Raw genomic sequence first — 19,687 nt, forward strand, 5'->3', positions numbered from 1 at the left:
GGAGAACTGAAAATGCAGGGGGAAGGGAATAAAAAACATTTAATAAAACACTTTAATAAAGTATTATGGAATAGAGGTGAGCACAGTGGAGAATATCGGCGGCAATGCCCTGGTGATCCGGGAGGTGAATACGAATCTGGTCCGGCAGTGTCTGAAAGAGCAGGGACAGGCGACCAAACGGCAGATTGCCGAGCGCACAGGTCTCAGTATCGTTACAGTCGGCACAGTGCTGCAGCAGCTGGTTCAGGAGCATGAGGTGCTGGAGGCGGGCCAGGTATCGTCTATGGGCGGCAGACCGGCGCAGCAGTATGCTTACAATGATGTCTACAAGCTTGTGCTTGTGCTGTTTCCGCTGGAGAAAGCGGGAAAGCGCATTATACACAGCAATCTCGTTTCACTTACCGGCCGCAGCCTGAAGAAAGCCGATACGGTAGTGGATGAGATCCATTTAGCCGTGTTTGAAGAGATCATTGACGAATGGATTGCGGAATATCCTGCCGTCTCCGCGCTGGGCATTGGTCTGCCCGGTACCGAAAGTGACGGGAAGATGGCGGTCTCCGACTACGAGTACCTCCGGGGAGTGGCGGTCGCAGAGCATTTCCGCAAGCGGTACCGGCTGCCCGTCGTCATCGAGAATGATGTGAATGCCGCGGTAACCGGCTATTGCCGCGTAATGAAGAAGCCGGCGGACACAACGGTCGTCTATCTGTATTTCCCGGACCGCTTCCCCCCGGGGGCGGGGATTTATCTGGACGGCAGACTGTATCGTGGCCCGCGCGGCTTCGCCGGCGAGATTGCAGGCATTCCGCTGGATGCCGTCTGGGGCCCGGAGCTTTATGCTTCACCTTCCGCGCTTACGGGCGCAGTCGCGAAGCTGGTACTTGCGCTCGGAGGCATTCTGAATCCGGATGAAGTGGTGCTGAACGGCAGCTTTCTGACTTCCGGACATCTGCAGGCGGTACAGGAGCGTTGTGAGGCTGTGCTGCCGCCGGAAATGGTGCCCCGTCTGCTGCTGACGCAGGATTTCGCAGCGGACTATGTCCAGGGGATGATAGAGCAGACTCTGCTCACGCTTGCACCGAATGTGCAACTAACTAAATCTAAAGCTTAGGTGGGTTTCAAGTGGCAACTTTTTTTCTAATTATCATTTATTTGGCTTTCATCAGTCTTGGCTTGCCCGATTCGATGCTGGGTTCAGCCTGGCCGGTTATGCGCCTCGATTTCGGGGCTCCGGTCGACCGGGCCGGTGCACTTTCGATCATTGTTGTCAGCGGTACAATCATTTCCAGCTTGCTGGGCGACAAAGTCCTGAAACGGTTCGGCACCGGCCCGGTTACCTTTGTTAGCGTGGCTGTAACAGCTTTGGCGCTGCTTGGATATACGTACGCTCCATCGATCTTGTGGCTGGCCGTACTGGCTCTGCCTCTGGGTCTAGGCGCCGGTGCCATCGATGTCGGGCTGAACAATTATGTCTCGACCCATTACAAAGCCCATCATATGAGCTGGCTGCATTGCTTCTGGGGCGTAGGAGCCATGCTCGGGCCAGTCATTATGTCGGGATACATCTCGGCTGGCGAATCGTGGCGGAGCGCCTTCCTGACGGTCAGTCTGATCCAATTCGGCCTGGTGGCCCTGTTGTTCTGTACGCTGCCGCTGTGGAAACGGACTGAGGCAGGTGCTGCTGCGGCGTCAGCAAGCGAGGAGTCTACCGGTCCGGAAGGCGCGCCAGCCAAGTCTCAAGGCGTGCTGCGGATCAAGGGTGTCAAGCTGGCGATGGTGACTTTCCTGTTCTACAGCGGTGTAGAGGCCACGTTAGGTCTTTGGGGCAGCAGCTTTCTGGTCAATGTGAAGGAGCTGTCTGCCGCGACAGCCGCCGGCTGGGTATCATTATATTACGGAGGCATAACAGCAGGCCGGTTCATTGCCGGATTCATTACGTTTAAATTGTCTAACCGGACTTTGATCCGCATCGGGCTGCTGATTACACTCATTGGTGCAGTAACCCTGGCCTTGCCGCTGCCGGCAGTATTCTCTCTGATCGGATTTATTCTGATCGGGCTTGGCTGCGCGCCGATCTTTCCAAGCTTGCTGCATGAGACTCCGGCCCGGTTCGGCAAAGAGAACTCCCAGAAGATTATCGGGTACCAGATGGCGTTTGCCTACACCGGCGGGGCCATATTGCCTCCGCTGCTCGGATGGATAGCCGGACGTACCACATTCATGATTCTGCCGCTGGCCATGCTTGGATTTACGGTGATCATGCTGCTCAGCTCGGAGCGGATCAATCAGCTGATGGATAAACGAAATCACAAGGAGGCGGTGTAAATGAAGACGATTGAATGGAGCAGCGGGCGCTGGACCCACGAACCCGTGTCAACCCGGACGGTGCCGGGAGGATTTATGGTAGAAGCAGTGAAAGGCAGCGACTACTGGCAAAAGACACTGTACGGCTTCCAGCATGACGACGGCCATGCACTGCTTGCACCGTGGGAAGAAGACCGGGCCATGGAGGTCAGCTTCTCCACCCAGGGGTTCAGCGGCCTGTATGATCAGGCCGGAATTATGCTGTGGCATGGCCCGGAACGCTGGATAAAAGCCGGAATTGAGTTCAATGACGGTCTGCCGCATGTGGGCGCGGTGGTGACAGACGGTTATTCCGACTGGTCGCTTTCTCCCGTTCCGGAATGGGCGGGGAAGGAAATTACCCTCCGGGCATCGCGGATGAAGGATGCGGTTATTATCCGGGCGAGAGCTGAGGGGGAAGGCTGGCGGACGATCCGGGTTGCCCGCTTGGAGCCGGGGTCCGCCTGGCAGGCCGGGCCGATGGTCTGTGCGCCGACGCGGCCGGGGCTGCAGGTTGCTTTTACACGCTGGGTCCTTACTGCATCAGACAAGGATCTGCATGAAGATCCGCCTGTACCTTCCGGAGCGGAATAATCACACAATATACACAAATCAGGGGATTGATCTTTGCGGATTTGTTGGGTATAGTGAATCCATAGTAAGTCTATTGGTATTTACTAATTTTAGCTGAGCGGTTAACCGCAGGCCGGTGATGTTATCCGAGAAGGATGATGTGCCGGCCTTTTATTTTTGGCGCATATTGTGAAATACTTCACAGATTGTCCGGTGCCGATCAGCAGAAAGAACAGCCAGAAGCAGTATTCAGACACGAAGATTGGGCCGACTGGACCACAATCCGGAGGTCAGACCAGGCACCCTGGAGGTGAGCGGTTTGGCCTCTTTGTGTGCATTTAGCCCAGAACAGGAGGGGGAAGATGACTTGGAGGGTTGCTGTCGGCAGTACGGATGGGCTATGGATTAACGGACATTTTGCCCGGTGCGGCACGTTCTGGATTCATGACATTGAAGACAACGGCTCTTATAGACTGCTGGAGCAGCGCTGCTGCGAAGGCGGCTCCGCCGGGCGTAACGGGCATTCGGAGCAGGTGCTCCAGCTTACGGCAGATGCGCTGGCAGACTGCAATATTGTGCTGGTCAGCCGGATCGGTCCCGGTGCAAAGGCGATGCTGCAGGCACGGGGAATTGCCGCAATGGCGGTTGAGGCTCCCGTTGAACAGGCCATGCGCAGGCTGATCCGCTTTTTACAGTCAGGCAAGGAATCGCTGCTCTACGAATCTCACACACAGTAAAGGAGTGTCATTCATGGCAAAGAAGCTGAAGCAAATCGCCATTTACGGAAAAGGGGGCATCGGCAAGTCGACGACCACCTCGAACATTAGTGCCGCGTTATCGGTCGCCGGGTATAAGGTCATGCAGTTCGGCTGCGATCCGAAGAGCGATTCTACCAATACGCTCCGCGGGGGGGAGTATATTCCCACCGTTCTTGATACTTTGCGGGACAATCAAATTGTCAAGGCCCAGGATGTAATCTACGAAGGGTTCAACGGCATTTATTGCGTGGAGGCCGGGGGTCCGGCGCCGGGTGTCGGCTGTGCGGGAAGAGGGATCATCACTTCGGTCTCCCTGCTTAAGCAGCAGCGGATCTTCGAGGAGCTGGATCTCGATTTCGTAATCTACGACGTGCTTGGAGATGTGGTCTGCGGCGGCTTCGCTGTTCCGGTGCGTGAAGGCATTGCCGAGCATGTCTACACCGTTACCTCGGCGGATTTCATGGCGATCTATGCCGCGAACAATCTGTTCAAAGGCATCCACAAATATTCGCGGGAAGGCGGCGCGCTGCTGGGCGGTGTCATTGCCAATTCCATCAATGCGCCGTACGCCAAAGAAATCGTCGATGATTTCGTCCGGCGGACGGATACCAAGGTTGTCGAATATGTGCCGCGGTCGGTTACGGTCACGCAAAGCGAGCTGCAGGGCAAAACGACGATCGAAGCCGCACCGGATTCGGAGCAGGCCAAGGTCTACCGCAGCCTCGCGCAAAAAATCGCCGACCACACCGAATCCAAGGTTCCCGCACCGCTGGATACGAACGAATTGCGGCAATGGGCGTCGGATTGGGGCAAGCAATTGGTTGCACTTGAATCCGGCTTGATGGCTCCGGCCGCCGCCGGTAATTTATAGCTGCCCGCCGCCCGGAGAGAAGCTGGAGCGCAACCCCGGGGATAAATTACAGAAAGAAGGATGAAAGATGGCTGATAAAACATTGGCATTTGATACCCTGAAAGTACGGGCAGGATACGATTCCGCAGAGCATAATCATGCGGTGGCCGTGCCGATTTACCAGACGGCCTCCTATGACCTGGGCAGCGTGGAGCGGGGCGAGAAGCTGTTCGGGATGACCGAGCCGGGCTTCCTGTACACCCGGATCGGCAATCCGACCGTAGCCGTACTGGAACAGCGGCTCGCAGCGCTGGATAAGGCAAGCGGCGCTGTGGCGGTTGCCTCAGGCATGGCGGCGGTGACATACGCCCTGCTGAATCTGGCCGAAGGCGGCGGCCGGATCCTGACGACGCCGCGGCTGTACGGCGGAACCTTTGATGCGCTGAATCATCTTTATCCCAAATTCGGCGTCCATGTAGATTTTGTCGAGGACTCCGATGATCCCGAAGCGTACCGGCGGGCGATTACACCGGATACCAAGGCGATTCTGATCGAAAGCATCAGCAATCCGAATTCGACCGTGCTGGATATTGAATCCATCGCCCGGGCTGCGCATGACAACGGGATTCCGCTCGTTATCGACAATACATTCGCTACACCGTATCTGTTCGATTCGTTCGCTCACGGCGCGGATATCGTCATTTACTCGGCGACCAAGGCTATCGGCGGGCATGGGACGACCTTGGGCGGTCTGATTCTGGAGAACGGAAAATTTGACTGGGCCGGCGGAAAGTTTCCGCATTTCGAGGAACCGGCGTATCTGCTGCGTGATCAGGAGACCGGGCGCGAACGCAGCATTCTGGAGGTGTTCCCGGAATCGCCGTTCACAGCCAGAGTGCGGCTGAACTACCTGGCCTATTTCGGCGCTTCGCTCAGCCCCTTCGACGCCTTTCTGCTGATTCAGGGCATTGAGACGCTGTCGGAGCGTGTAGCCAAGCAGGTGGCGACGACCCGTACCATCGTTGACTACTTACAGAAGCATGAACGGGTCAGCTGGGTCAGCCATCCGTTCGCTGAAGGCAATGCTTACCGGGAGCTTGCCGACAAGTATTTTCCCAAAGGCGCTGGAGCGATCTTCACTTTCGGCTTCCAGGGCAGCGAGGATCAGCTGAAGGCCTTTCTGGATTCGGTCAAGCTGTTCAGCTACCACGCCAACGTGGGCGATGCCAGATCGCTTATTATTAATTCGCCCAAGACGACGCACAGCGAGCTGAATCCGCAGGAGCAGGCCTTGGCCGGCATCGCGCCGGAGACCATCCGGCTCTCCATCGGACTTGAGGACGCAGGGGACCTGATTGCCGATTTGGAGCAGGCGTTTGCGAAGGCTTTTGTGGCCAGTCTGGTATAGATCAGCGGTAGATTATAAGGGGGAAATGATGATGAAGGTTAAAACAAAGCTTCCGGCGGTGCTGCTGGCCAGCGCAGTATTGTTGTGGGCCACGGCGTGCGGCAATAATGAGAGTAACAAATCGGCATCTAACAGCGGGAAATCACAATCAGGCGCGAATGCTGCTTCTGCAAATGCGGAATCAGGTGCGAAAGCAAACACCAAGAGCAATGCCGCCGCTGGTACGGGCGCAAAGCCCGCATCGGCAAAATTCAAATACGGCAAGCTGAAAATTCAGGCGCTGAGCGGTGCCGTCTGCGGCGCGCCAAGCTACGTCGCTTATGAGAAGGGCTTCTTCGCGGAGGAAGGCCTCGATGTGGAGCTGGTCAGCGGTTCGATGGATGCGATGAAGACCGGGCTTACGACGGGGGAATTTACAGTGACCAACGGCGATTTTGTCTGGTTCACCTCCATCCAGCAGGGGCTGGATCTGAAGGTGATCGGCGGTCTGCATCACGGCTGCATCAAGCTGGTGGTTCCGCCGGGATCAAGCATCAAGACAGCTGCCGATCTGAAAGGCAAGCGGATTGGTGTCGATGAAATCGGCGGCGTTCCGATGGCCGTGTCCAGCGTGGTGCTGGCCAATGCGGGGCTTGACCCGCAGAAGGATGTGCAGTGGCTGGCCTATCCGCTGGATCAGCTGCAGGAAGGCGTCAAGAAAGGCGAGATTGATGTCTACGCAGCCTGGGACCCCTTCGGCAAACTGGCGGAAGTGAACGACGGTTATACCGTACTGTCCGATATTTCCACCGATCACAGCTTTGCCGGTAAAAGCTGCTGCTTCCTGTATGCCTCCGGCAAGCAGATCAAGGAGAATCCGGAGCGCGTTGCAGCTATCGCCCGTGCGTACCAGAAGGCGACCGCGTGGATTGCCGAGCATCCGGAAGAAACTGCGAAACTGGAGATTGAGAAGAAATATGTTGCTACCAATGATGTAGCCCTCGTCACTGATCTGATCAAGAGCTACCACTTCAATTACACCACCGACGCTGCCCAGGAGGACATCCGTTATTTCGTGGAACAGTTCAGCAAGACGGGCTTCCTGAACAAGGACACCGATCCTGAGGCATTCCTGAAGAAGGCTTATTATGATGTGTTCGGCGGTGCGCAGCAATGAGCCTGGCAGGCGGCAAGCTGAACGGGAGCAAGCTGACAACGCAGGCAGCTGCATCCAAGGCAACCCGCGGCCGATCAGTTCTTCACCAAGGTCTGCTGACAACGCTGCCGGTGCTTTCGTTCGGCCTTGCGCTGGCGTTAAGCCTTACACTTCCCGGACAGCAGGAGGTTGTCCTGCTGCCCTACCGGCTGCTGCTGCTCGCTTTGACGATTGTTTTCGCACTGCGTATCCCGGCGGCACGCTTCAGTTCAGCCCGCTGGCGCAAGGCACAGCAGGACTCACCCTTCTACATCGCCGCAGGCCTGCTGGTGGCGCTGTGGGATCTGCTGACCACCAAGCTGAATGTGCTGCCGCTTCCGTTTGTTCCCGGACCGGCACAGATCGCCGGTGTAATGGTGGAGGATGCGGAGACGCTGCTGCTCAGTACCCTGTATTCGCTGCGGCTGCTCGTTATCGGCTTTCTGATCGGAAGCTTCTGCGGCATTGTACTTGGCGTGCTGATCGGCTGGTACCGCAAGTGGCGGTATTGGCTGTTCCCGTTCATTAAATTTATGGGCGTAGTCCCGGCGACAGCACTGATTCCAATCGCCATGATCCTGGTTCCGTCCAGCTTCTATGCGGGGGTATTGCTGATTGTGATCGCAGTGTGTTTTCCGGTGGCGTTTATGACCAGCAACGGGATCGAAGGGGTGCAGAACACGTATTTCGAAGCGGCCCGGACCCTCGGTGCGGATGAGCGGTATCTGATCTTCAAGGTGGCAATTCCCGGGGCGATGCCGGCGATATTCAGCGGTATATATACGGCCACAGGAATCTCGTTCGCGACGCTTGTGGTCTCCGAGATGATCGGCGCCCGGGCCGGTCTTGGCTGGTATATCAACTGGGCCAAGGGCTGGTCCAATTATGCCAAGGTGTATGCCTCCATTATCATCATGGCGATCACCTTTTCGATCGTGATGGCGGTTATTTTCCGGATCAGGGACAGAGTATTGAAATGGCAGAAGGGACTGGTCAAATGATGGGCAACCCGGTGGAAAAGATAACAGGCGCGGTAAGTATCCGCGGAGTCGGAAGAGTCTATGCGGATTCTGCAGGCAATCCAATGGAGGCGCTTAGGGATGTACATCTGGACATTGCTCCGGGCAGCTTCGTCTCCTTCATCGGCCCGAGCGGCTGCGGCAAAACAACGCTGATGCGGCTGATCGCCGGCCTTGATGAGACCGCGAGCGGTGAGATTACACTTGACGGCAAGGTTATCGACGGTACGCATTATGAACGCGGATATGTGTTCCAGCAGGCGAACTTGTTTCCCTGGATGTCGATCCGCCAGAATATCGCCGCCGGCCTGAAGGCGCGTAAGGTCTACCGCGATTGCCGCGACAAGCCGGATGAATATCTCCGCATGGTCGGGCTGGAGGATTTCGGCAGGATGTATCCACACCAGGTGTCCGGCGGGATGGCGCAGCGCGCCTCGCTGGCGCGGGCGCTGATCAATGAGCCGAAGGTGCTGATGCTGGATGAGCCGCTGGGGGCGCTGGACGCTTTTACCCGGATGAACCTGCAGGATGAGCTGCTGCGGCTATGGCAGCTTCGCGGCACAACGATGATCCTCGTCACCCATGATGTGGATGAGGCGATCTATCTCAGTGACCGGATCATCGTAATGTCGGCCCGGCCGGGGAGCATTAAGGAAATTGTGGATATCGACATGGAGCACCCGCGCGACCGCTCTGCACCCGAATTCATCCGTTTGCGGTCGAGAATCCTGGAGATGCTGCATTTTGCCGGTACGTCCCGGAGTCTGGAATATTATTTGTAGGCCGTGTGGCCGTGAAGGGAGATAAGAATGGGCAAAGTGAATATCAACAGCGCCGAAGTGACGGTTCGCGAGCTGCGTCTCGGGTCAATTACCGGGTTCGCCGGCACCGCCGCCGAACTGGTCGGCTGCTCCAATAGCGGAGGCCTTAAGGACAGCTCCCGCTCTTTCAGCCAATGCATGGGCTGCAGCTCTGGCAACGCCTTCTGCCAATTGTCGATGATTCAGGATGCGGCCATGGTTAACCATGCGCCTGTAGGCTGCGCCGGAGATTTCTTCGGCTATAATTTCGTGTACCGTGTGGGACAGATGGAGCGCGAGCTGCCGCCGGTGATCGGCCGGTATTTCAATACCAATCTGGATGAAATGGATACAGTATTCGGCGGCTCGCGGAAGCTGGAAGCGACGATCAAGCTGGCCTATGAACGGGTGAAGCCGGCTGCCATCTTCGTCACGACTTCCTGCGCCTCCGGCATTATCGGCGATGATGTGGAGGCGGTGACGAACAAATTGACGGCAGAGCTGGGGATTCCGGTCGTCTCGTGCTTCTGTGAAGGGTTTAAGTCCAAAATCTGGACCTCCGGCTTTGATTCGGCCTATCACTCCATTGTGCGCAAAATTGTCAAGCCGCCGGAGCAGAAGAGCAACCGGGTAAACATTATCAATTTTTGGGGCAGCGATGTCTTCTCCAGATTGCTGAACCGCCTTGGATATGAGGCCGATTATATTGTACCGTTCTCGACGGTGGCTCAGCTGGAGCGGATATCAGAGGCCGCTGCGACGATACAGATCTGCCCGACGCTGGGCACTTATCTCGGCGCTGCGCTGGAACAGGTGTATGGCGTGCCGGAGATCAAGGCGCCGGTCGCTTACGGCCTGGCCGGGACCGATGCCTGGATGCGCGAGCTCGGAAGGGTATTAGGGCGGGAGCAGGAGATTGAAGAGATTATCGCCGAGGAGAAAGCGGCAGTGCTGCCCAAGCTGGCGGAGTATAAGGCGAAGCTGGCCGGCGTGACCTGCTATCTTACGGCCGGCTCCGCCCACGGTCATGCACTGATTGCGCTGCTGCGGGAATTGGGGATCGAAGTGCAGGGCGCGGCTATTTTTCACCATGACCCGGTGTACGACAACGGCGATCCCGCCTCGGATATGCTGGAGCATACCGTGAAGACCTACGGGGATGTGCCGAATTATAATGTCTGCAACAAGCAGGCTTATGAGCTGGCGAATATCCTGAACCGGGTCCAGCCCGATCTGATGATCGCCCGGCATGGGGGGATGACCCATTGGGGTGCCAAGCTGGGGATTCCGACGCTCCTGATTGGCGATGAGCATTTCAGCTGGGGGTATCAGGGCCTGCTGAATTATGCCGAACGGATTCTGGAGACGCTGGACAACCGCGAATTTGTAACCAATCTGGCCAAACACAGCATCATTCCCTACACCAAGTGGTGGATGGAGCAGGACCCTTATACTTTCCTGGGAGGCCATGTGCATGTCCAAACTTATTGAGCAGCCGCGCTATTCCTGCGCCCTGGGGGTACAGCAGTCCGTCATCGCCATACCGCGCACCGTTCCCGTTGTGCACGCAGGCCCGGGCTGCAGCACGAAAATCCATGGGTTCCTTGGACAGGGAGAAGGTTATGCCGGGGGCAGCACGATTCCGTGCACCAATGCCAGCGAGGCCGAAATCGTCTTCGGTGGGGAAGGGAAGCTGCGCAGCGTTATCGACGGCGCCTTTAAGGTCATTGATGCCGACCTGTATGTGGTGTTAACCGGATGCACCTCCGATATCGTCGGCGATGATGTGGGCCAGGTGACCCGGGATTACCAGGACCTTGGCAAACCGCTTGTCTATGTGGAGACCGGGGGCTTCAAGAGCAATAACTATGTCAGTCATGACCACGTCATTAAAGCGATAGTGGAACAATATGTTGACAAGTTCGCAGAAGGGCGCGGCGTTATTCCCGGACTGGTTAATCTCCTGGCCACAGTGCCTTATCAGGACCCCTACTGGATTGGCAACCTGCAGGAGCTGAAACGCCTGCTTACCGGCATCGGACTGCAGGTGAATGTGCTGTTCGGTCCGGAATCGGAAGGAATCAGCGAATGGCTCAGCATTCCGCAGGCCCAGTTCAATATTGTCGTCTCGGCTTGGCCGGGCCTGAGGAGCGCGGAGCTGCTGGAACGCAAATATGGCACACCGTATTACCACTTTCCGTATCTTCCGGTCGGGGGAATCGAAACGGGCCGTTTCCTGCGTGAAGTAACCGGGTTCGGCGCTCTGGACCAGGACAGTGCGGAGGCGTTCATCCGCTCCGAGGAACGGAAATTTTATGCGCATATTGAGCGGACGGCGGATTTCATGCTGGAGTTCCGCTACGGACTGCCGCGCGTCTTCTATACGATGCTGGATGCGACCTACGCTGTCGGCTTCGCGAAGTATCTGCTGAATGAGCTGGGCATTCTGCCGGCGGAAACGCAGTATGTGGTGGATCAGACGCCTGAGGAATACCGGGGGCGGATCGCCGACCAGTTCCGGCATATATCCGAGCGGCGTTCGGCAGCCGTGGAATTCGTAGAGGATGGCGGAGCGATTCAGGAAGCCATCCGGGCGAACAAGCCGAAACAACGTGCACTGCTCCTCGGAAGCGGCTGGGAGCGCGATCTGGCGCGTGAACTGGGTGCCGATCTGCTACCGGTCAGTGTACCGATAACCTACAGGCTGATTCTGAACTGCGGGTATGCCGGTTATCAAGGCGGCTTGCGGCTGATTGAGGATATTTATGACAGGGTACTGGATACTTACCGGTAGAGAGACTGGCGGAATGTGGCCGCACCAGTCTGCTGGAATGCGTAGAGAATGGACCCCCTAATCTGAGCCAAAAGAAAAACAAGCGGATGGATAGCCGGTGCCACTGCCGGCACTACATTCTTCCGCTTGTTTTTGTCGTTAGGGAATAAGGCCATTCCGGCGGCCGTGAAGCCGCTAACGCCTATTCCCGTTTGTAAATCTCGCGCATGACATGACGCAGCTCGGGAACGATAAGCCGGTTCAACGCCAGCCGGATGGCGCCGGTCGAGCCCGGCATCGAGAAGACGGCTGTATTGCCGATGGTGCCCGCAATGGCCCTGCTCAGGATGGCGGCGGAGCCGATATCCTCTGTAAAGCTGAGCAGGCGGAAGATTTCGCCGAAGCCGGGCAGCACCTTATCGAGCAGCGAAGCTACCGCTTCATAAGTGGTATCCCGGGGCGATATACCGGTCCCGCCAGTCAGCAGAACAGCTTCGATACCGGGGTGAACGGAACATTTGTACACCAGCTCACGGATTTCTTCATAATCGTCCTTGACGATGGTGCGGCCTTGCACGACATAGCCGGCTTCTTCGAGCAAGCTTTGCAGCAGAGCACCGCCGGTATCGGTCTCCATGGTCCGGGTATCCGATACGGTAATGATGTGGCAGCTTACTGTCTGCGGCGCTTCGCGCCGGTGTTCTTCAGTGGAAGACATACGGACCAGCTCCTTGGGATGTAGTGGATCGATTATAAATCAGGGTGACCCATAATTCTTCTCTTAACCGGAAAATATGATACACAATCATTGTCCCTTACATCATAGGGGATCACGGATTCAAAGACAAGCTGGAGCCGTAAGGCCTGAACCGGCCGGGCCCGGCAGCACGATCCTTGCATGGAGTAGGGAGTTGTAGTACACTCGCTACCATACCGAACGTGCAAGAGGAGAGATGAAGATGGAACAGGCATTGCCGATTTACATATTGTCCGGCTTTCTGGGGAGCGGCAAAACGACGCTGCTGAAGCGGCTGCTGGATCATTGGCAGGACAGCGGGCTGCAGCCTGCCGTGGTGATGAATGAATTGGGAGAGGTCAATCTGGACGGGCTGATTGTGGAGCAGCCGGTGCCGATGGCCGAGCTGCTCGGCGGCTGCATCTGCTGCTCGATCCGCGGGGATCTCAGTACGGAGCTGGCCACTCTGATCAAGAAGGAATCGCCCGACGTCGTCGTCATTGAGGCAACCGGCGCAGCCAATCCGCTGGAAATTGTCGATGCGGTCACGGAAATTTCGCTGTACCAGCGGGTAGAGCTGAAAGGGCTGATTACGGTTGTCGATGCCGCACATTTACTGGATCTGTACCGCGCGCAACAGGGCGCCACATACCGGCTGATGCAGGAGCAGATCCGCTGCGCTTCCGTGCTGATTCTGAACAAGACCGACCGGGTAACCGCTGAGGAAGCGGAGGAGGTCACGGGAATTGTGCGGAAATGGAACGCTTTTGCCGAGATTTTGCCGGCTGTACGTTGTGATCTGCCACCGGATGAGCTGCTGGCCAAGGTGGGCGGAGCGCACAGTGAATATTCGGCAGTGCTGCACGCTGAAGCTGCTGAAGATTCAGCAGACGCTGAGGCTGGAGCGCAGATCCATCAATCCCATGATCATGTAATGGCCTACACCCATTATTTCCGGCAGCCGGTCAACAGCGAGGCGTTCGAACAGTTCGTCAAGGCGTTGCCGCGCGATGTCTACCGGGCCAAGGGCATCGTGACTTTTAATGACACATCGAGCCGGTTTCTGTTCCAGTATGCCTACCGGGAGGCAGATTTTATGAAAATCACTCCGCAGGGCGATGTTCCGGATGTAGCCGTATTTATCGGTGAGCATTTCTCTTCAGGTGAGTTGCGCCGCGGTCTGCTTGAACTCGAAGGGCGCCTGCCCGGACGCCCGGCGCGCATTAAGCGCAGCCTCTAATGACTCCCGCAGCGGCGGGGTCAATGGTTCGTTTTCAGGCGGGCAGGTTAATACATAGGCATAACCTATCATAAATTGCAGGAGGAATAAGGCTTATGACCCGAATTCATTATCAGGAATGCATTGACGCTTGTATCAAATGTATGAACGCCTGTAATTACAGCTATGTCTCCAGCCTGAAAGAATATGACCTGGCCGCGCTGCGCGAGAGTATCCGGCTGGACCGCGAATGTGCAGATATCTGTTCTTTTGCCGTCCAGGCAATGACTCGGCAAAGTCCGTTTGTAGCCGAGATCCTGCGGCTGTGCGCCGAAATCTGCGAACGCTGCGCCGACGAGAGCTCCCGGCATGAACTTACGCACTGCCATGAATGCATTGAAGCCTGCCGCAGCGCCGCCATGGCGTGCCGTCTGATTAGTGATGCGGTTGAGGTCTACGCTTAAGCGATTCATTGGCGGACAGCTCCGCTGCAATGATAAATAACCAGAGCCATGCAGCCACGTAACTGCTGGGTTCTGGTTTTTTTATGTGTCATGGAAGAGGATATAACCGGGCATTCGGCGAAAAGTATAAGGAGAAGAACTCAACATACATAGTGCAGCCGCCACTCGGGACGGAGCGGGAGAAGGCACCTGTTACGGGGCCTGCATCACTGAAAGAAGCTTAGGGTAAATAAATACCCGGGGGAAGGAAGCGGAAGCACAGAGGGGGAGAAAGGATGAAGGATACACAAATTCCGGAGAGTGAGCAATCCAAAGAGCTGTTTGCCTATTTCGGACTTGCGGTCTATTACTGTCAGGCCTTGGAGCAGCAACTGACCAATCTGCTGCTGCTTACCAAGCTGTCGCAGGGCCAGACCCTGACCGAAGCGGATCTGGCGGAGCTGTATCAACGCAAGCTCAGTAACTCACTCGGCCAGCTCATCAAAGAAATCCAGCATCATTTTCCATTCTCGGAGGAAGATACGCGTCAGCTGCAGGCCGTCTGGAAGCAGCGTAACCATATTGTCCATGATTATTTCAAAGAGCGGATTCAGCAGACCTTTACACCGGCGGGCAGGGCGCAGATGATCCGCGAGCTCAAACGCTTCAAGAATAAAGCGAGAAGGCTTGAAGTCAAACTGCAGAGCTATTGTACAGAGATGTACACCAAGCTGGGGAATGAGGAAGAATCGATGACCACTTAGCCTGCTTCCGGCAGATATTAACCACAGAGAGTATGTCAAAGAACGCTCGCAGGCAATTCTGCTGCAAGCGTTCTTTGGTTTAGCTGCGTGGCTTAGCCGCGGAGGCCTTGAGGGCTTTCTCCAGCTTGCCCAGCTTCTGGGATTTGACAAGACCGGTAGCAAATTCAATCCGGGCTGCCCGGGTGCAGCGGGCCAAAGCGTGCAGGGCTGCGCTGAGCAGCGGAACATTATGGTCATCCAGCGCTTCTTCGGGCTCCCACCACCAGCCTGCGATGGTCAATACGCCGGTTTTCTTGTTCATGACCGGCTCAAGCCGGGCCACAAACCGGTCGCCGCAGAGCAGCGGCAGCACATAATAGCCGAACTTACGCTCGGCGGCTGGCTTGTAGACCTCCCAGCGGTAGGTGAAGCCGAAGAGCTGGGCGACCAGCTCCCGCTCCCAGAGCAGGTTATCGAGCGGAGCCAGCACAGCCGCACAAGCAGGCTTCTCCGCCGTATCCGCCTGCGCCGCAATGACTGCTTCCAGCACGGGGGCGTCTTGCGTGCGGATATACAGCGGGTGCTTGAGACCGTCTACGCGCACCTCGCGGAGCAAATCACGCTGCAGCAGCCGCAGGATGGCGGCCGTGCGCTCCTTGCTCTTCATATCGGCGATTCCCAGCCAGCCGTCGCCGGATTTGTTCCACAGGAGTCCGATGCTGCCGATCCGCCGCAGCACATACCAATCATGGTACTCCTCATCCGTTGAAAGCGGGTCTGGTGTCTGCAGTACGCGTTCCGGCAGGAGCTTGGACGTGAAATCATAATACCGGCGCGTGTTCACCCGGTGATGCACAGTCAGCTCGCCCCAGAAGTACATACTCTCCATAGCTGCGCGTGATACCCTTGCCGGTGCCCAGGCCCAGTCCATCTTCTCCTTGCCGTCCAGATCGAGCGAGGAGAGCGGACCGCGCAGCATCAGCTCCTGGCGAACCTGCTCCGCCGTCGTCATCAATACCTCATTGTCCCGGAATCGAAGGTACGCTCTGTCCCTGTACCTCCGGAAGTAAGGCCAATCCTCGGTGGAGTAGATCGACATGTTCTTATCCCAGCCGTCGATCAACAGCCGGTCCTGGTACAGCAGCTCGTAGGCCATCTCCGGGCGGAAACCAGGAATCCGCGCCTGCAGCACCAGCTCGTGATTATGTCCGGCTATATTCAGCGGATCATATTGTATGCAGCCGGCTTGGCGGATATATTGCATAATGCCTTCCTTGCCTGCCGGCAGCGTGCCAGGCCGCAGACCCTGATGCTGCAGCAGAAATTGTCTGGCCTGCCGCTTGTCGATCATATAGCTGAACAATACAACCACTCCGTTCGTATGTATGATTATTCCATTATAACGAACGAATGTTCTGTAATCAACTGTGTATGAAATCAAAGTTCAGAGCAAATTGACCCCGGCTGCGGATTTACAAGGATAACGCACCTGACCGCTATATTTCCTATGCGGACATCCCTCGGCTCACTGCAATATGAAAGACCACCTCATCGGCGGCAGTGTAACGATTCTCACACCGGTGCTCTCAACCGTATTTGTCACATTAAATTCCTCCATTGTCGTCAAAATCCGAGCTAATTCAGCCAAGTTACTTGATTCATGCTGCATCAGGTATAGTAGCATCCGTTCAAGCTCCTGCTGTGTACGCGCGCTTTCTATCTGCTGAAGGCTCAGCTTATGGATATGACGGGATATCGCTGTCCTTACATGCGCCAGCGATTTGCCCGCAAGAACAGCGTGGATTTCCTTGATTGGAATATCCAGTGCCCGCAGTAACGCAATAATGCTGATGCATGCAACCGCTTCCTCATCATATACTCTCCATCCGGAGGAGCGATCTCTTTCACTCTGGATTAAGCCTTCCGCTTCCCAGTGGCGCAAGGTGCGACTCGTCAGTCCCATTTGCTCCGACAGCTTGTGTATCGTAATCCGTCTGTTCATGGTGAATCTCCTTCCGAGCTCTGATTTGATCGTATCAATTGACGCAGCGGTAATTTCAAGTGTTTGATTGAACAAAAGAACAACTCTTATAGGTGGGAGTGCAGAAAGGAGGATTAGAACTGTAAGAGCAGCAAAGTCCGCCTGATAACATTCTACTTGGAAAGCTGGAATCGGAAGCTCTCTGTTTCGCCGGTTCCAGCCGCTAAAAGCGGTGGAATTCAGAAATCCTAGGGCAAGCAGCCGGGAGCTTAACATAACATTCTCCATAGTCACGGCCAATCCTTATCAAACTCTTGTCACTCATGCATATAGTTCGATTTTCGCACACTAATTTTGCTTTTTTTACAGATTTCAGCCATCTAATTCGATAATCCTCACTTAAATGGAACGATATTAGTGTAATTATTGATTTTCACTCATTTTAAGTGGCGATTATCCAACTATTCATGCGGTCATCCTCCATACCGGTGAAATTAAGTGGCGATTTTCCAATTATTTAAATTGAACAAAGAACAGCAGAGTGCAGAGGGGGGGAGGATTGGAGGCTACAGCGTCTGCCTGAATGCTTCGCAGGAATGCTGCTGGTTAAGCATACGCCATCACCTGTATCCAGCGGTTCATACAATTTAGATCAAAATTTTCACGCTGGTAGGCAACAACAAAGGAGCAGTCCATGGACTGCTCCCTTGTCGTTGATGATTCTATGTGGTCAGACTCTTCAGCTTATAAAAGCGCCCGTCTGAGCTCTTCCCCCGATTTAGGCGACAGATAGCTGAACGGAACATCGAATACGGTCTTCGCGCCGCTCTGGCCTTCACGGTTCAGGCGGACCGCCGCCCGGGCATAGGCTACCAGCACACTGGCTGTAAATTCGGGATTACTGTCCAGCTTCAGGCCGAATTCAATAATTTGCTTCTTGCCTTGCCCGGTCACTCCGCTGCGGATGACGAAGCCGCCATGCGGCATTTCCCCATGCTCTTCCCGCAATTGCTCCTCGGTAATGAACGTAACGGTCGTATCATAGTCGGCAAAATAATTCGGCATCGAGACGATTGCCCGGCGAATTTCTTCCTGGTCGGCGTGTTCCTCGGCTACGACATAGCATTCACGCAAATGCTTCTCCCGCGTCGTCAGCTCGGGAGTCTCACCCGCACGAATCTGTTCAATGACGTCTTGCACCGGGACCGTATATTGCACGCCGCCCTTGACGCCGGGAACGCGGCGGATGGCGTCGGAATGGCCCTGGCTCACGCCCTTGCCCCAGAACGTATAATCGGTACCGACAGGCAGAATCGCTTCGGCAAGCAGCCGGTTCATGGAAAAGAGGCCCGGGTCCCAGCCGGTGGAGATGACGCTGAGCTTGCCGCTTTCTTTGGCAACGGCATTGACTGTATCATAAAATTCCGGAATTTTGGCATGGGTATCGAAGCTGTCGACGGTGTTGAACAACCGGGCAATCAGCGGAGTCTGCTCCGGCAGATCGGTGGCGGAGCCGCCGCACATGATCATGACATCAATCCGGCCGACGTAGCTCTCGGCCGCGGAAATATGCTCGAATTTGACTCCGGCTTGCGGAGAATGCATTTGTTCGGGCTGTCTGCGCGTGAATACAGCTACCAGCTCAATATCGTCATTTTGGGCGATGGCCTGCAAAACGCCTTTTCCAAGATTACCGTAACCGACAATACCTGCTTTGATGGTCATTGTGAAATTCATTCTCCTTATCTGTAGCGAATAGTATGTAGCTTACATAAGTATAACGTAGAATGGAAGCTGGTTCTACCCGCATTGCAAAACGTTTATTTCTCCCATCCCCATAAGCTCCAGACCCAGAACTGGCTGGCGGAATATCCGTTCTGTATCGCTTTCGAGGTACAATCGTCGATCCACTTGTGCCAGTCGGGATGCTTCCATGCCCCTAGCCGCTGCGCCCAGAGTAATTCTTCTCCGAGATTGGCGCTGTACAAATCCACCCCGGGCAGCAATTGGTTCAGAGAAATGAAATTTATTAAGGAATTCATCAGCGCCTCCAATACTGTAACCTTCTGCTTCCAGTCCTGGGCTGACACCAGCTCATCCAACCCGGAGACGAAAACGGCGGCCTCTACAGGCAATCCTGACATGGCCCAGCGCAGGTGCGTACGCCAAGGATAGTATTGGTGAAACGCGGCAAATACAAGCCGGAACATTCCTTCCACCACCCGGCCAAAAGAAATATGGGCTTCAGCCTGCCGCTCCCGCAGCACACTGGACCGGAGTTCGGGTAAATCCTCGGCAATCAGCTGATGCAGTGTCCCCAGAAGAGCCTTCTTCCAGAGAGGCTCCGGATAACGGGAAGGTGCGGCCGCCTCCCGGAGGGAGCGCAGGAGCCCTTGCGGATCATGAAAGATTAAATTGTAGCGGAGGGTGAACAAAGACTCAAAGGACACTTGTTCCCAGGGCAACTCGCCTGAAGGTTCAAGAAAAGCCGTTGATTGACCATCCAGCAGCCAGGAAACTGGGAGGACAGACAGGACGGAGCCTTCTTGTCTCCAGGGGTTGGTGTCGGCGAGGCAACGGTTAACCGACAGCTGCAGTTGACCGCCGTAAGCGTGCCAAGCGTGATCATTCAGATAGATGGCGGCTTCCAGATCGGAGAATACATCATCAATGCCCAGCCCTACAGAACCCAGAATCAGGATGCTCATCTCCTGGACGGCTTCCGGGTAAAGGCTGCGAATCATCGGCATGACGGCATTCTCGAAATAGCGGACAACAGCGGTGGGCATTGTCTTCGGTCACTCCTCATTCACATTATTCCGTGGCAGTCTGATAAATAAACGAACGGTTCGATGCAGGTATCATAA

Annotated in this window: 19 protein-coding genes; 14 read left to right on the forward strand and 5 right to left on the reverse strand. The window is 55.7% G+C overall.

Annotation, left to right across the window (positions count from 1 at the left end):
* Nucleotides 1-85 precede the first annotated feature (85 nt).
* The 11 genes from F1379_RS07185 to F1379_RS07235 all read left to right on the forward strand — a co-directional run bounded on the left by F1379_RS07185 (nucleotide 86) and on the right by F1379_RS07235 (nucleotide 11,719).
* Nucleotides 86-1,111, forward strand: coding sequence for an ROK family transcriptional regulator (locus F1379_RS07185; RefSeq protein WP_150267909.1), 1,026 nt, complete (start codon nucleotides 86-88; stop codon nucleotides 1,109-1,111).
* An 11-nt stretch (nucleotides 1,112-1,122) separates the two neighbouring features.
* Complete coding sequence (locus F1379_RS07190; protein WP_150267911.1) at nucleotides 1,123-2,325, forward strand: MFS transporter; 1,203 nt, start codon at nucleotides 1,123-1,125, stop codon at nucleotides 2,323-2,325.
* Nucleotides 2,326-2,937: a DUF1349 domain-containing protein gene (locus F1379_RS07195; RefSeq protein ID WP_150267913.1), complete on the forward strand. Its 612-nt coding sequence runs from the start codon at nucleotides 2,326-2,328 to the stop codon at nucleotides 2,935-2,937.
* 341 nt (nucleotides 2,938-3,278) lie between these two features.
* Nucleotides 3,279-3,653 carry a NifB/NifX family molybdenum-iron cluster-binding protein gene (locus F1379_RS07200; RefSeq protein ID WP_150267915.1) on the forward strand — a complete coding sequence of 125 codons (375 nt, stop codon included), beginning with the start codon at nucleotides 3,279-3,281 and terminating at the stop codon, nucleotides 3,651-3,653.
* Nucleotides 3,654-3,666: 13 nt separating this feature from the next.
* Nucleotides 3,667-4,545, forward strand: coding sequence for a nitrogenase iron protein (nifH, locus tag F1379_RS07205; protein WP_150267917.1), 879 nt, complete (start codon nucleotides 3,667-3,669; stop codon nucleotides 4,543-4,545).
* A 67-nt stretch (nucleotides 4,546-4,612) separates the two neighbouring features.
* Nucleotides 4,613-5,932, forward strand: coding sequence for an O-acetylhomoserine aminocarboxypropyltransferase/cysteine synthase family protein (locus F1379_RS07210; RefSeq protein ID WP_150267919.1), 1,320 nt, complete (start codon nucleotides 4,613-4,615; stop codon nucleotides 5,930-5,932).
* Between the two features lie 31 nt (nucleotides 5,933-5,963).
* Nucleotides 5,964-7,088, forward strand: a complete 1,125-nt coding sequence (locus F1379_RS07215) for an ABC transporter substrate-binding protein (protein ID WP_150267921.1) — start codon at nucleotides 5,964-5,966, stop codon at nucleotides 7,086-7,088.
* Entirely contained in the window at nucleotides 7,085-8,107 is a 1,023-nt protein-coding gene (locus F1379_RS07220) for an ABC transporter permease (protein WP_150267923.1), read from the forward strand. The genes F1379_RS07215 and F1379_RS07220 overlap by 4 nt, the downstream gene beginning before the upstream one ends.
* Nucleotides 8,104-8,907, forward strand: coding sequence for an ABC transporter ATP-binding protein (locus tag F1379_RS07225; RefSeq protein WP_203457054.1), 804 nt, complete (start codon nucleotides 8,104-8,106; stop codon nucleotides 8,905-8,907). Before F1379_RS07220 ends, F1379_RS07225 begins: the two co-directional genes overlap by 4 nt.
* Nucleotides 8,908-8,934: 27 nt before the next feature.
* The gene (locus tag F1379_RS07230; protein WP_150267927.1) at nucleotides 8,935-10,416 is read left to right on the forward strand and encodes a nitrogenase component 1; all 1,482 of its coding nucleotides are present in this window, start codon (nucleotides 8,935-8,937) and stop codon (nucleotides 10,414-10,416) included.
* Nucleotides 10,400-11,719, forward strand: a complete 1,320-nt coding sequence (locus tag F1379_RS07235) for a nitrogenase component 1 (protein ID WP_150267930.1) — start codon at nucleotides 10,400-10,402, stop codon at nucleotides 11,717-11,719. The genes F1379_RS07230 and F1379_RS07235 overlap by 17 nt, the downstream gene beginning before the upstream one ends.
* A gap of 181 nt (nucleotides 11,720-11,900) precedes the next feature.
* Here the strand turns inward: F1379_RS07235 and F1379_RS07240 are convergent, their stop codons facing one another.
* Complete coding sequence (locus F1379_RS07240) at nucleotides 11,901-12,416, reverse strand: MogA/MoaB family molybdenum cofactor biosynthesis protein (RefSeq protein ID WP_150267932.1); 516 nt, start codon at nucleotides 12,414-12,416, stop codon at nucleotides 11,901-11,903.
* A gap of 241 nt (nucleotides 12,417-12,657) precedes the next feature.
* Between F1379_RS07240 and F1379_RS07245 the strand changes: the two genes are divergently transcribed.
* The 3 genes from F1379_RS07245 to F1379_RS07255 all read left to right on the forward strand — a co-directional run bounded on the left by F1379_RS07245 (nucleotide 12,658) and on the right by F1379_RS07255 (nucleotide 14,860).
* Nucleotides 12,658-13,674 carry a CobW family GTP-binding protein gene (locus tag F1379_RS07245; protein WP_150267934.1) on the forward strand — a complete coding sequence of 339 codons (1,017 nt, stop codon included), beginning with the start codon at nucleotides 12,658-12,660 and terminating at the stop codon, nucleotides 13,672-13,674.
* Nucleotides 13,675-13,769: 95 nt separating this feature from the next.
* A complete protein-coding gene (locus tag F1379_RS07250) occupies nucleotides 13,770-14,117 on the forward strand; it encodes a four-helix bundle copper-binding protein (RefSeq protein ID WP_150267936.1) in 348 nt (115 codons plus the stop codon).
* A gap of 275 nt (nucleotides 14,118-14,392) precedes the next feature.
* Nucleotides 14,393-14,860: a hypothetical protein gene (locus F1379_RS07255; RefSeq protein ID WP_150267938.1), complete on the forward strand. Its 468-nt coding sequence runs from the start codon at nucleotides 14,393-14,395 to the stop codon at nucleotides 14,858-14,860.
* A gap of 79 nt (nucleotides 14,861-14,939) precedes the next feature.
* Here the strand turns inward: F1379_RS07255 and F1379_RS07260 are convergent, their stop codons facing one another.
* The 4 genes from F1379_RS07260 to F1379_RS07275 form a co-directional block, all read right to left on the reverse strand.
* Nucleotides 14,940-16,202, reverse strand: a complete 1,263-nt coding sequence (locus F1379_RS07260) for a winged helix-turn-helix domain-containing protein (protein WP_150267940.1) — start codon at nucleotides 16,200-16,202, stop codon at nucleotides 14,940-14,942.
* A gap of 162 nt (nucleotides 16,203-16,364) precedes the next feature.
* Nucleotides 16,365-16,841 (reverse strand): MerR family transcriptional regulator, encoded by a 477-nt coding sequence (locus tag F1379_RS29710; protein ID WP_162551093.1) that lies wholly within the window; start codon nucleotides 16,839-16,841, stop codon nucleotides 16,365-16,367.
* A gap of 723 nt (nucleotides 16,842-17,564) precedes the next feature.
* Nucleotides 17,565-18,545 carry a diaminopimelate dehydrogenase gene (locus F1379_RS07270; RefSeq protein WP_150267945.1) on the reverse strand — a complete coding sequence of 327 codons (981 nt, stop codon included), beginning with the start codon at nucleotides 18,543-18,545 and terminating at the stop codon, nucleotides 17,565-17,567.
* A 95-nt stretch (nucleotides 18,546-18,640) separates the two neighbouring features.
* On the reverse strand, nucleotides 18,641-19,609 hold the full coding sequence (locus tag F1379_RS07275; RefSeq protein WP_150267947.1) for a DUF4037 domain-containing protein: 969 nt from the start codon (nucleotides 19,607-19,609) through the stop codon (nucleotides 18,641-18,643).
* Between the last annotated feature and the right edge of the window lie 78 nt (nucleotides 19,610-19,687).

It is taken from the genome of Paenibacillus tepidiphilus, assembly GCF_008635795.1.
GTDB lineage: Bacteria > Bacillota > Bacilli > Paenibacillales > Paenibacillaceae > Paenibacillus_AQ > Paenibacillus_AQ tepidiphilus.

Bases quoted from the DNA above. Each gene is read 5' to 3' on its own strand.
- F1379_RS07245 (WP_150267934.1), top strand. From the start codon at position 12,658: ATGGAACAGGCATTGCCGATTTACATATTGTCCGGCTTTCTGGGGAGC.
- F1379_RS07255 (WP_150267938.1), top strand. From the start codon at position 14,393: ATGAAGGATACACAAATTCCGGAGAGTGAGCAATCCAAAGAGCTGTTT.
- F1379_RS07220 (WP_150267923.1), top strand. From the start codon at position 7,085: ATGAGCCTGGCAGGCGGCAAGCTGAACGGGAGCAAGCTGACAACGCAG.
- F1379_RS07195 (WP_150267913.1), top strand. From the start codon at position 2,326: ATGAAGACGATTGAATGGAGCAGCGGGCGCTGGACCCACGAACCCGTG.
- F1379_RS29710 (WP_162551093.1), bottom strand. From the start codon at position 16,841: ATGAACAGACGGATTACGATACACAAGCTGTCGGAGCAAATGGGACTG.
- F1379_RS07240 (WP_150267932.1), bottom strand. From the start codon at position 12,416: ATGTCTTCCACTGAAGAACACCGGCGCGAAGCGCCGCAGACAGTAAGC.
- F1379_RS07270 (WP_150267945.1), bottom strand. From the start codon at position 18,545: ATGACCATCAAAGCAGGTATTGTCGGTTACGGTAATCTTGGAAAAGGC.
- F1379_RS07200 (WP_150267915.1), top strand. From the start codon at position 3,279: ATGACTTGGAGGGTTGCTGTCGGCAGTACGGATGGGCTATGGATTAAC.
- F1379_RS07225 (WP_203457054.1), top strand. From the start codon at position 8,104: ATGATGGGCAACCCGGTGGAAAAGATAACAGGCGCGGTAAGTATCCGC.
- F1379_RS07230 (WP_150267927.1), top strand. From the start codon at position 8,935: ATGGGCAAAGTGAATATCAACAGCGCCGAAGTGACGGTTCGCGAGCTG.
- F1379_RS07250 (WP_150267936.1), top strand. From the start codon at position 13,770: ATGACCCGAATTCATTATCAGGAATGCATTGACGCTTGTATCAAATGT.
- F1379_RS07210 (WP_150267919.1), top strand. From the start codon at position 4,613: ATGGCTGATAAAACATTGGCATTTGATACCCTGAAAGTACGGGCAGGA.
- F1379_RS07235 (WP_150267930.1), top strand. From the start codon at position 10,400: ATGTCCAAACTTATTGAGCAGCCGCGCTATTCCTGCGCCCTGGGGGTA.
- F1379_RS07215 (WP_150267921.1), top strand. From the start codon at position 5,964: ATGAAGGTTAAAACAAAGCTTCCGGCGGTGCTGCTGGCCAGCGCAGTA.
- F1379_RS07275 (WP_150267947.1), bottom strand. From the start codon at position 19,609: ATGCCCACCGCTGTTGTCCGCTATTTCGAGAATGCCGTCATGCCGATG.
- nifH (WP_150267917.1), top strand. From the start codon at position 3,667: ATGGCAAAGAAGCTGAAGCAAATCGCCATTTACGGAAAAGGGGGCATC.